Source organism: Thermocrinis sp., assembly GCF_036781485.1.
GTDB lineage: Bacteria > Aquificota > Aquificia > Aquificales > Aquificaceae > Thermocrinis.
This window is the reverse complement of the sequence record NZ_DAIQAX010000001.1, coordinates 80,849-91,786: the sequence shown is the minus strand read 5'-3', so window position 1 is coordinate 91,786 and position 10,938 is coordinate 80,849. Positions and strand designations below refer to the sequence as shown.

General features: G+C 42.4%; 10 protein-coding genes and 2 tRNA genes. 4 read left to right on the top strand and 8 right to left on the bottom strand.

The genetic code is table 11. The features are described 5' to 3' along the window. From V7P40_RS00545 to V7P40_RS00510, 8 genes are all read right to left on the bottom strand, one after another. Positions 1-313, bottom strand: a 313-nt coding sequence (locus tag V7P40_RS00545) for a flagellar hook-basal body complex protein (RefSeq protein WP_333784018.1), incomplete at its 3' end; no start/stop codon positions are given. 12 nt (positions 314-325) lie between these two features. After that, positions 326-1,423, bottom strand: coding sequence for a lipopolysaccharide assembly protein LapA domain-containing protein (locus tag V7P40_RS00540; RefSeq protein ID WP_333784017.1), 1,098 nt, complete (start codon positions 1,421-1,423; stop codon positions 326-328). Then, complete coding sequence (gene rsfS / locus V7P40_RS00535; RefSeq protein WP_333784016.1) at positions 1,420-1,749, bottom strand: ribosome silencing factor; 330 nt, start codon at positions 1,747-1,749, stop codon at positions 1,420-1,422. Before rsfS ends, V7P40_RS00540 begins: the two co-directional genes overlap by 4 nt. After that, positions 1,749-2,651, bottom strand: a complete 903-nt coding sequence (gene bamD / locus V7P40_RS00530; RefSeq protein WP_333784015.1) for an outer membrane protein assembly factor BamD — start codon at positions 2,649-2,651, stop codon at positions 1,749-1,751. Before bamD ends, rsfS begins: the two co-directional genes overlap by 1 nt. Then, positions 2,641-3,987 (bottom strand): Rne/Rng family ribonuclease, encoded by a 1,347-nt coding sequence (locus V7P40_RS00525; RefSeq protein ID WP_333784014.1) that lies wholly within the window; start codon positions 3,985-3,987, stop codon positions 2,641-2,643. The genes bamD and V7P40_RS00525 overlap by 11 nt, the downstream gene beginning before the upstream one ends. Further along, on the bottom strand, positions 3,972-6,020 hold the full coding sequence (locus V7P40_RS00520) for a carbon starvation CstA family protein (protein WP_333784013.1): 2,049 nt from the start codon (positions 6,018-6,020) through the stop codon (positions 3,972-3,974). Before V7P40_RS00520 ends, V7P40_RS00525 begins: the two co-directional genes overlap by 16 nt. Then, positions 5,978-6,685: a dienelactone hydrolase family protein gene (locus tag V7P40_RS00515; protein ID WP_333784012.1), complete on the bottom strand. Its 708-nt coding sequence runs from the start codon at positions 6,683-6,685 to the stop codon at positions 5,978-5,980. Before V7P40_RS00515 ends, V7P40_RS00520 begins: the two co-directional genes overlap by 43 nt. A gap of 23 nt (positions 6,686-6,708) precedes the next feature. Next, positions 6,709-8,079 carry a phosphoglucomutase/phosphomannomutase family protein gene (locus tag V7P40_RS00510; RefSeq protein WP_333784011.1) on the bottom strand — a complete coding sequence of 457 codons (1,371 nt, stop codon included), beginning with the start codon at positions 8,077-8,079 and terminating at the stop codon, positions 6,709-6,711. Positions 8,080-8,100: 21 nt separating this feature from the next. Between V7P40_RS00510 and V7P40_RS00505 the strand changes: the two genes are divergently transcribed. From V7P40_RS00505 to rho, 4 genes are all read left to right on the top strand, one after another. Next, positions 8,101-8,174 (top strand) — tRNA-Arg (locus V7P40_RS00505). Between the two features lie 17 nt (positions 8,175-8,191). Then, positions 8,192-8,265: transfer RNA gene (locus tag V7P40_RS00500), tRNA-Arg, on the top strand. An 8-nt stretch (positions 8,266-8,273) separates the two neighbouring features. After that, on the top strand, positions 8,274-9,617 hold the full coding sequence (gene mnmE / locus V7P40_RS00495; protein ID WP_333784010.1) for a tRNA uridine-5-carboxymethylaminomethyl(34) synthesis GTPase MnmE: 1,344 nt from the start codon (positions 8,274-8,276) through the stop codon (positions 9,615-9,617). A gap of 11 nt (positions 9,618-9,628) precedes the next feature. Further along, entirely contained in the window at positions 9,629-10,921 is a 1,293-nt protein-coding gene (rho, locus tag V7P40_RS00490) for a transcription termination factor Rho (protein ID WP_333784009.1), read from the top strand. Positions 10,922-10,938 lie beyond the last annotated feature (17 nt).

Sequence of the window (10,938 nt, the reverse complement as noted above, 5' to 3'; positions counted from 1 at the left end):
CTTTAAAAAATCCATCCCCCTGAATGGCAATGTCTAACTGATTTCCAGTTTGGACTATGTTTCCTTGGGTAAATATACCGTAGGTGTCCGACACATAGGTTCCTAAGCCTATCTGAAAGCCAGAAGGGTTTCTTGTAGTAGGAGAGGTGGGCGCACCAGGTTCCCTAACTGTTTGATATATAAGATCCTGAAAAGTAGCTCTCATCTTCTTAAAGCCGACGGTATTGACGTTAGCCATGTTGTTTGACACAACGTCAAGGTTTGTCTGTTGGGCATTCATCCCAGATGCGGAAGTCCAAAGTGCTCTAAACATAGCTATCCCTCCTTATATTTTTAATTCTAATTTATTCCACTTTAAACAATTTGGACACAAAGGTGTGTATTCTTTATACCTTACACCGCACGTGCACTCCCACAGATACAGCAGATCATTAAAGGCTTTAGCACACGTCCTTTCCTCGTCTCTGTGGGACATAAATAGCATAGCTAAGCATCTGTAATAGTCTGGCACATCATCAATCAAGGACTTAACCTTAGAAAAAAGGCCCAGGCGAAGGTAGATCATCAAAAGAACAACCTTGCTTATCTGCTGTTCCCTTTTTTGTATAACATCCATAAGTTTTGTTAATGTGGGTTCTTCTGCTAAGAGCAAAGTTAAAACTTCGTTTTGTAGGTTGTCTTCAAAGCTCTTTTCAAACAGCTTTGTGGCATCCTTTTTTTTCTCCTGATCAAAAAGAGAAATTATACAAACTGAGTAGGTAAGGGGTGTTCTGTAAAGGTCAAAGGCTTTCTCTGCAGTTTCTACTTCTTTATTCGTTCTCCAAAGGAATGCCAAAAGTTCTGCCAAGACCCTTTTTTGGTTTTCCTTGTCCCACTTTTCACACAGCTTTAGCACCCTCTCCTGATACTCCACCGATCTGTCTGTTTCTCCCTTCAGGAAGCTTATATCTCTTAAGCCCTTTAGAGCCAAAAGGTTTTCTTGATCTGTCTCCAAAGTCCTTTTGAACTTTTCCTCTGCTTGTTCCAAAAGATGTAGCTTTAAAAGCATATAAGCAGAAAGGGGACTTTTTAGACTTAGCATTTTGCTCGTTTCTTCCCTTTCGTAAAGGCTTAAACACAGCAGTGGTTCCAATAGGCTGTTCTTTTGAAAATGATGTTCCGCTTTTAGTAAGAAGCCACGGTTTAAGCTTTTTGCTCCTTCCCTAAGGTTATCCACCGTGCCCCTTAGCTTTATTTCCCTTGGAAAGAAATAAAGGAAGGCTATCAGAAAGCCTATGAGAGCACTGATGAGCACAAGGACAAAAACTGGGGTGTATCCCCTGTAATTAAAAAAAGAAACTTCTACTAAGATGGAGTTTTGGGCAACAAAAACCAGAAAAGAACCAATCAGCAATAGAGCAAACAGCAGTTTAACGATCCTCATACCTCTACCCTCTTTGCAGTAGAATAAAGCCATTCAAGGTCATAATACTCTCTCCACTCCTTTTGGAAAATATGCACTATTATATCTACAAAATCCAAGAGAATCCAGTTAGCATTTTCCAAACCTTCCACATGAAGCGGAGCTATCCCTTCCTTTTCTAAGGTTTCTGTGATGTATTCCGCAAGGGCTCTTGCGTGAATCGCAGAGTTAGCGGTTGCTATTATAAAGTAATCTGCAATGTTGGTAAGCTCGGAAACATCCAAAATAACTATATCCTCTGCTTTTTTTTCTTCGAGTAAATTTACGATTTTTTTATGTAATTCCATTACCTCTTAGTAAGCTTTTCCAATTCTCTGTAATAGTTATTTTCTCCATAAAGCTCTTTGTATCTCTGCATCAGCCTTATGCCCTCTTCTTTACTACTTTTTGCCAGACCATTCCACCTATTGATCTGTTCTTCAAGAAAAGCTATCCTTTTTTCTACAGCTTTTTTGTCTTCATCTGTTTTTGCCTCTTTCAGACTCTTTTTCGCCTCTTCTAACCAACTTTTGTAAGCTTTCTTCCTTTTTTCAGCTTGTCTTTCCACCAAAAGCAAGGACTTTATGTACCTATATAAAACATCCGCCTGAGAGATTTGCTCGGGGTAATTTATGAGTAGGTCTCTGTATCTTAGGGAAGCAGAGTAGTAAAAACCGTAATCTTCGTAAAACTTACCGATCAGGTATTCATGATCTGCCAGCTTTTTCTCAGCTTTTTCTATAATTTCTAAGACCTTATCCTTATAGGGGCTTTCTGGATACTTGTTTAAAAAGTCCTTTGCCTTTTCTATGGCTATGTAGGTGTAGCTTTGGTCTCTATAAGCATCCGGTGCCACCTTCATGTAGCTATCTATAAGCAAATAATATACCTTTTCCGATTCCCTTGCTTCTGGATAGCTAAAAAGGAAGTCTTCCAGATAGACAATGGCGTTTATGTAATTTTTACTCAGGTAATAACTCTCGCCTAAAACCATCTTGATTTCTTTTATCTGCGATGGCGTGAGGTTCTCAATATACTTTAGAGATTCTTTTAATTTTTCTGTGGCTTTTTTGTAATCCCTGTTGGCAAAGGCGCGCATACCTTCTGTGTAAGACTCTACTGCCAATTGGGCCCTTTTTTCTTCCGTTACTTTTGCGCAAGAAAAAACCAAAAGGAGACCAAGAAAAAAGGTCAGCCATTTATCTTTCATACCTTACCTCATAGTTATTGTAATCTAAATCTTCCTTTTCAACCACTTTTACGTTATCCAAACCCTTAATGGATTCTTCTACTGCCCTTTTCCTGCCTTTTGGCACGAAGATCTCTAAGAACCCAGCGGGATAGTTTTGTATTTCCAAACTAAGCTCAAAAGAGTAAAGGGCATTGCCTTTAACTTTGCCCAATCCGCTACATAGGGGACACTTTTCAAAGAGAAGCTCTGGCACACTTTTCCCTGCCCTTTTCCTTGCCATCTCTAAAACACCCAACTTGGTAAATCCGTAGATCTGCACGTTGCAAAGATCATCTCTAAGAGCTTCCTTTAGAGCGTTCATAACTTTATCTTTATTTTCTTGACTTTTCATGTCTATAAAATCTATCATTATTATTCCGCCAAGGTCTCTTAACACGATCTGTTTTGCTATCTCTTCAGCAGCTTCCAAGTTTGTTTTTAAAGCGTTCTCTTCTTGGGTGTCTCCGCACGGGTCCCCACTGTTTACGTCTATAACAGTCATAGCTTCCGTTTCATCTATGACGATATACCCTCCTCCCCTAAGCCAAACGTACCTCTGAGAAATTTTCCTAAGCGCGTTTTTGAGCAGGAAAGCATCGTGCGTTTGCTTAATGTAAAATACCCTTTTCATAAGACTTCTCTCAAATTCTTCCAAAAAGCCCATTATCTTGTACCATATTTCAACGTCATTGCAAAATATAGTCTCCATATCATACCAGTAGGACCTTATCAGAGATAGATATTCAGGTGGGTCTTCCCATAAAATTTGTGGTTTTTTTAGGATTTCTAATTGATCCTTTAGCTTCATGTATGTTTTTCTTAAAACTTCCAACTCTTTTAGAATTTCTTCCTTCTTTGCCCTTGCGGAAGGCGTTCTTAGGATCACCCCTTCTTTGTCTAAATGATCGGCTATAAAGTTTATCATATCCCACTTTTCTTCTTTTGACAGCTTGGAAGAACACTTTACTTCTTGACTTTCTGGCATATAAACTATGTACTTTCCTGGTATTTTTATTTTAGTTGTTAGCTTTGCTCCCTTTTCCCCTATACCTTCTCTTACCACTTGGACCAAAAGACTTTCTCCTACCTTAACCTCTTCTCCCTTTAAAGGCAAATAGGCTTCCTTTTCCAAGCCAATATCTATAAACACTCCACCCATCCCCTTTGCCAACCTCTTTACTTTGCCTTTAAAAATACTCCCTACAAGTTTTGAAGCGCCTTTTTTATCAACCCTTACTTTTATTACCTCTTCTCCTTCAAAAAGAAAGGAGAATATAGTATCTTGGTGGGTCAAAACCACTAACTTTTTTGCCATGATGAGATTATTTCCCTAATCGTAAGGATTATGACAAAAGACACCAAAGAGACGTAAAGCATCCCCAAAAATGCATTGGTGTAGTCGTTTATTATCACCCTTTGGGCTATTTCTACGGACTTTATGGCGGGCGGAAGCTCTCCTGCGGACAGCTTTTTTGAAAGCCATTCGGCGTGCGACAGAAAACCAACCCTTTGGTCTGGATGGAAAACTTTTAAAATCCCAGCGCTTATGGTGTTTACAGCCATCAAAAGGGCTGGAACGCCTGCCACCCAAATGTACTTAAACCTTCCAGTCTTCGCAAGGTATAAAGTGGCAATGGTCAAAGCGGTGGTGGCCAAAAGTTGGTTTGATATACCAAAAAGGGGCCAAAGGCTTCTTATTCCTCCGTAGGGATCTACCACTCCCCCGTATAGGAAGTATCCCCACAGAGCAACAGTTATAAGACTTGCGGTGATGTTTGCGGTTTTGTTTGAATAATCCTTAAAGCTCTTTATAAAGCTACCCAACAGGTCTTGGAGGATATACCTTCCTACCCTTGTGCCTGAATCTATGGTTGTTAGAATAAACACCACTTCAAAGAGGATAGCAAAGTGATACCAAAAGGCAAGGAGAGTTTCCCCTGTGAGCTTTGCAAAGATTAGAGCTATGCCGAGGGCAAAGGCTGGTGCCCCACCAACTTTGGAAAGTATGCTTTCCTCCCCTATGAGTTCTGCTAGTCTTTTTAGCTCCTGCGCGGAAACGGGAAAACCCCACGAGGTTATTATCTGTGCTGCAGACTCTTCGGTCTTTCCTATAAGGCTTGCTGGGCTATTTACGGCAAAGTATATACCAGGCTCCATAGAAACTGCTGCAATCAAAGCCATTATGGCAACAAAGGACTCTCCGAGCATGCTACCGTAGCCTACCAGTCTGACGTGGCTCTCTTTGTCCAAAAGCTTTGGAGAAGTGCCGGAAGAGATAAGAGAGTGAAAGCCAGAAACTGCACCGCATGCTATGGTTATCATCAAAAACGGAAATAGGTCTCCTTGCCACACAGGACCTATGCCCGTCTCAGCATACTGAGTTAGAGCTGGCATTTTTGTCTGCGGATTGGCTATAAAAACACCTACGCCAAGGATGAAAATAGTTCCAAGCTTCATAAAGGTGCTAAGATAGTCCCTTGGAGCAAGCAAAAGCCAGACGGGTAGTACGGAGGCAAGAAAGCCATATACCATAAGCCCAAAGGCTATTTGCACCTCGGAGTAGGTAAAGAATTTGCTAAGGCTTGGATGATCCGCTACTAGCTTTCCAGCTACCAAAGATGCAATCAAAAGACCTATTCCCAAAAGAGTGGCTTGCAAGACTGCCCCTGGTCTTATCTTCCACATATAAACACCCATCAGCATTGCTATGGGTATGGTTGCGAAGGATGTGAAGGCAGACCAAGGGCTTTGGGCTGTTGCCTTTACTACCACTAAGGCAAGGACCGCTAAAAGGATGATAAGTATGGAGTAAATTACCAAAAGAACCACAATTCCCCCAAACCTTCCAAGGTAATCTCTTGCTATCGCTCCCAAGCTCTTGCCACCGGTGCGCATGGAAATGGTAAGAATTAGCATGTCTTGGACCGCACCCGCTATGACCGCTCCTATGGGGATCCAAAGCACTCCCGGAAGATATCCCATCTGCGCTGCAAGCACAGGACCTACCAAAGGACCTGCACCAGAGATTGACGCAAAGTGGTGTCCAAAGAGAACCCATTTATTAGTAGGCACGTAATCTATACCGTTGTAAAACCTGTGGGCTGGTGTGGGATTTTCGTCAGAAACACCAAAAACTTTGTAGGCTATATAGTAGCTATAGTACCTATAACCGATTATATAGAGGGAAAAAGCGCAAAGAAGAATCCAAAAGGCACTTATGGGCTCTTTTCTGTAGAAGGCAACTACGGAAAAGGCTAAGGCAAAAAGAAGCGATAGAAAGGCAAGGATGAGCTTGTCCCTTAAGCTCATGTAAGGTGTGTTTTGAAGAACTCTATGGTCTTTTGCCACACGTCCCTTGCGTATTCTTCGTGATAAACCTCCGGTCTTGTGTCGTTAAAGAAGGCGTGATCCACGCCAGCGTAGATCAAAAACTGGGCATTTACCTTGTTTTCGTTACACTTTTGGATCGCTTCCATTACCTCAGACAGTGGAATAAAGGCATCCATGCCCGCATGAACTGCAAGCACTGGTGCTTTTATCTTTGAAAAGTCTATGTTTGCTAACTTGTAAAGTCCGTAGTAGGGAACCAAAGCTTTAAAGTCCTCAAACTTGGCGCCAAAATACCAAGTGCACGTGCCACCACAGCAGTAGCCAGTAGCACCAAACATAAAATCACCCACCCTTGGTACATAACCTATGTTCTCCCTCCTGAAGTATTCAAGAGAAGCCCCCACCATTCTTTCTGCTTCATCCAACCTGTTTTGCATAAGGTCCATCATAAGCCTTCCCGCATCTTCTGGATTGTCCGCAGTAGCTCCCTTATACAGGTCTATGGCAAAAGCATAAAAGCCTTTCCTTGCGAACCTATCACAAACATCCTCTATGTGTTTGACAAGCCCCCACCACTCGTGAAAAACCATTATCAAAGGTGCCTGTTTTTGCAGATTTTCTGGCTCTGCCAGGTAGCCAGAAACTTCTATCCCGTTAATGCTAAAGCTTATCCTTTGACCCATAGCTATCACCTCCTGCCTTTGAATTATAACATCTCAAGGGCACTTTTTATCACTTCCTGTGTTTGCTCTTGTGTTGGCATCTCTGCATAAACTCTTATGAGTGGCTCTGTGCCAGAAGCTCTCATAAGCAGCCATCCGTCGTTTTCAAAGACAAGCTTTAGTCCGTCCTTTGTGATAGCCTCTCTGACTTTGAACCTTCCCAAAAGGGAAGGCGGATTTTCTACAAAAGACTTTAGTTTCTTCTTTTTTTCTTCATCGGCGTATAGGTCTTTGCGCTCAAAGTAAGCGCTTCCGTAAGTTTGGAATACTTCCTGAACTATTTCTGAAAGTGCTTTTCCTTTGGTGTACATAAGCTCCAGTATGCTAAGGCCAGAGAAAAGCCCATCCCTTTCTGGCAAAAAGTGAATGATTCCATATCCTCCGCTCTCTTCTCCACCAAAGATGACCTTTTCCTTTAAGATTAGCTCGTTTATGTGCTTAAAGCCCACAGGCACCTCCCTTAATTCCACCCCTTCAGATTTGCAGATTCTATCCACTAAATAGCTTGTGGATACTGTCTTTACTACCAAGCCCTCTTTTATCCCTTTGTTTTTCAGAAGGTGTAACAAAAGCAAAACGTATATGAGCTGAGTATTTATAAACCTTCCCCTTTCGTCGCAGAGAGCTATACGGTCCCCATCTCCATCGTTGGCTATTCCTATTTTTGCCCCCACACCCCTGACCTTTTCAAACATTGGGACTAAGTGCTTTTCTATAGGTTCCGGCGGATGTCCTCCAAAGAGAGGGTCCCTCCGCGATCTTATGGAGATTACCTCCAAAGGAGTGTCAAGCAAGACCTCAGAAAAAAGCCCTGCGGAAGAGCCATACATAGCGTCGTGTACCAAAAGCCCTTCCTCAAATAGCTCAAGATTTATAAGCTCTTTTATCCTTTCCAAGTAAGGACCCTTTAGGTCTATCGTTTCTGGTTTATAGTTTTCCACTTTGACGTTTTGAATGGAGTTGGCCACTTCTTCCACCTTTTTAACAAACTCAGGAGTGGCCGAACCACCAAAGGACTCTTTTATCTTGTATCCGTTGTACTTGCCCGGATTATGGGACGCGGTTATCATAACCCCGCCGTCAAAGCCCATATACTTTACCGCAAAGGATACCATAGGAGTGGTACAGTCTCTATCCGAGATATAAACCTCAAAGCCCAGGGTTTTAAAAACTCTATAAACTTCTTCCGCAAATTCCCTGCTTAAAAACCTTCTGTCGTAGCCTACAACTACCCTTTTTTTGCCCTCCTGCTCCAAAACTTTTGCATGGGCATAGGCCACCTTTCTAACGCTTTCAAAGGTAAATTCGTCTCCTATTACTGCCCTCCATCCATCTGTGCCGAACTTTATAGCCATGCTAATATTTTAATTTAGATAGTGCCCGTAGCTCAGTTGGATAGAGCGTGGGTCTCCGGAACCCAAGGTCGGGGGTTCAAGTCCCCCCGGGCACGCTTATAATTAAAATAAACGGCCCGTAGCTCAACTGGATAGAGCGTGGGACTACGGATCCCAAGGTTGCGGGTTCGACTCCCGCCGGGCTGGCTTGAAACATGAAACAAAGAGAACCCATAGTAGCCATAGCTACACCATACGGAGAAAGTGCTATAGGTGTTGTAAGGTTAAGTGGTCTTGGCGTGCTTGAAAAGGTTTTGCCTTTTGTAAAGACAAAGGGGAAAATAAAAGAGAGGTATGCCCATCTTGTTAAGCTCTTTGACGAAAGAGGAGAGCAGATAGACGAGGGAATAATGATTTACTACAAAGCTCCCAAAAGCTATACGGGAGAGGATATGGTGGAGTTATTTTTGCACGGAAACCCTCTTATTCTCAAAAGGGTTGTTGAGCTTTTCTTGAACAATGGAGTTAGAATGGCTCAGAGGGGAGAATTTACCAAGAGGGCTTTTTTGAATGGAAAGATAGACCTGCTTCAGGCGGAAGCTGTTGGGGACCTAATAGGAGCAAAGTCAGAGCTAGCGCTAAAAAGCGCTCTAAGACAGCTAAGAGGAGATCTATCGGAGTTTATAAAACCGCTTAGGGAAAAACTTATTAACCTCTGCGCCTTTGTGGAAGCAAGCATAGAGTTTGAAGATCAAGACATCCCCACTATCAGCAAGCAGGAGATAATAGAGTCTCTTAAAGATATCTTGGATAAGATAGAGAGCTTGCTTTCTACTGTAAAAACGGGAGAGTTTTTGAGAAAGGGTCTTAACTTGGCTATTGTGGGAAAGCCAAACGTAGGTAAGTCTTCGCTTTTTAACAGATTGCTTGGAACCCAAAGGGCTATAGTAACGGACATACCAGGCACCACAAGGGACTTTTTGCAAGAACCTCTGAACTTGGAAGGTATTCCCATAAACCTCATAGACACAGCGGGGATAAGACACTCTTTGGACCCAGTGGAGAGGATAGGTATCCAAAGGAGCATAGAGAAATTAAACAGCGCGCACTTGATACTTTTCGTAGCCCAAGCCCACGAGCCACTTCAAGAAGAAGACCTTTACATATATTCCCTCGTCAAGGATAAGAACCACATCGTAGTGTTAAACAAGGTGGATCTGGGATTCTGGGATGGGCACATGGAAACGTTTAAAAACTTTGTTAAGGTTAGTGCTAAAAGTGGGGAAGGTCTGCAAGAGTTAAAAGATCTTGTGCTAGAAGTAGTGGGGAGAAGTATGGGCGAGGGACTTTATATTTCAATCAGACATGCAGACCTCTTGCAAAAATCCTCAGAGGTGATAAAATTAGTATTGAATAAAATAAACAGAGAAGAGGTGTCCCCAGAAATCCTAATGCTTTATCTGAGAGAGATCCAAAGTTATTTGGACGAATTGGTAGGTGAAATAGCAACAGAGGAAATTTTAGGAGAAATATTTTCTAATTTCTGTATAGGCAAGTAAGGAGGTAAGCGATGGAGGAATCCCAAATTCAGGAGAGAAAGATTTATTCATACGAAGAGTTAAAGAAGCTCTCCTTCTCCGAGCTTCAGAAAATAGGTAGAGAGTTAGACCTGAAGCGGGTTACTGGACTTAGGAAGGAAGAGCTTATGGAAAGTATCCTGCAGGCGCAAGCCCAACTGGAAGGTTTGAACTTCATAAAAGGTGTGTTGGAAATATTACCTGAAGGTTATGGTTTTATAAGAAGACAGGAAAATAATTACATGCCTAACTCCAACGATGTTTATGTGGCACCATCTCAGATAAAGAAATTTGGCCTTAGAACTGGAGATGTAATAGTAGGTTTTGCAAGGCCGCCCCAAGAGAGGGAAAAGTACCAAGCTCTTATAAAAATAGAAACAGTTTCTGGTTTGAGCCCAAACCCAGACATTTTAAAAGCAAGACCCCAATTTGAAAAGCTTACCCCCTTTCATCCCACAGAAAGGTTTAAGTTGGAAACCACACCGGAAGAGCTGTCCACAAGGGTAGTAAGTCTGATAGCCCCCATAGGCAAGGGGCAAAGAGGACTTATCGTGGCACCCCCAAAAGCTGGTAAAACTGTGCTTTTGCAAAAAATAGCAAAGGCAATCATACAGAACCATCCGGAGGTCTACCTGATTATCCTTCTAATAGACGAAAGGCCCGAGGAAGTGACAGAAATGAGAAGGATCGTGGGCGAAGGGGCCGAAGTTGTTGCTTCTACTTTTGACGAGCCACCAGAAAGGCACATGCAGGTGGCAGAGCTGGTAATAGAAAAGGCAAAGAGGATGGTAGAGCTGGGAAAAGATGTGGTCATACTTTTGGACTCTATGACACGCTTTGGCAGAGCTTCCAACGCAGTAACTCCATCTACGGGTAGGGTCCTATCTGGTGGCATAGAGGCAACCGCCCTTCAAAGACCTAAGAAGTTCTTCGGTGCTGCAAGAAACATAGAAGAGGGAGGCTCTTTGACTATAATAGCTACCGCTCTTATAGAAACTGGTTCAAGGATGGACGATGTTATATACGAGGAGTTCAAAGGCACAGGAAACATGGAAATACACTTGGATAGAAGACTTATGGAAAGAAGGATATTCCCAGCCATAAACATTGAAAAGTCTGGCACAAGGAAGGAAGAGCTTTTACTTGAAGAGTGGGAACTGCAAAGAATATGGGTTCTAAGAAAGTTTTTGGCAACGATGGACCCCATAGAGGCTATGGAGTTTCTACTGGACAAGCTCAGAAAGTTCAAGACAAACAAAGACTTTCTAAAAGCCATGCACTCTTGACAACGATAGACTAAAGT

Bases quoted from the DNA above. Each gene is read 5' to 3' on its own strand.
- rho (WP_333784009.1), top strand. From the start codon at position 9,629: ATGGAGGAATCCCAAATTCAGGAGAGAAAGATTTATTCATACGAAGAG.
- V7P40_RS00525 (WP_333784014.1), bottom strand. From the start codon at position 3,987: ATGGCAAAAAAGTTAGTGGTTTTGACCCACCAAGATACTATATTCTCC.
- mnmE (WP_333784010.1), top strand. From the start codon at position 8,274: ATGAAACAAAGAGAACCCATAGTAGCCATAGCTACACCATACGGAGAA.
- V7P40_RS00515 (WP_333784012.1), bottom strand. From the start codon at position 6,685: ATGGGTCAAAGGATAAGCTTTAGCATTAACGGGATAGAAGTTTCTGGC.
- V7P40_RS00540 (WP_333784017.1), bottom strand. From the start codon at position 1,423: ATGAGGATCGTTAAACTGCTGTTTGCTCTATTGCTGATTGGTTCTTTT.
- rsfS (WP_333784016.1), bottom strand. From the start codon at position 1,749: ATGGAATTACATAAAAAAATCGTAAATTTACTCGAAGAAAAAAAAGCA.
- bamD (WP_333784015.1), bottom strand. From the start codon at position 2,651: ATGAAAGATAAATGGCTGACCTTTTTTCTTGGTCTCCTTTTGGTTTTT.
- V7P40_RS00510 (WP_333784011.1), bottom strand. From the start codon at position 8,079: ATGGCTATAAAGTTCGGCACAGATGGATGGAGGGCAGTAATAGGAGAC.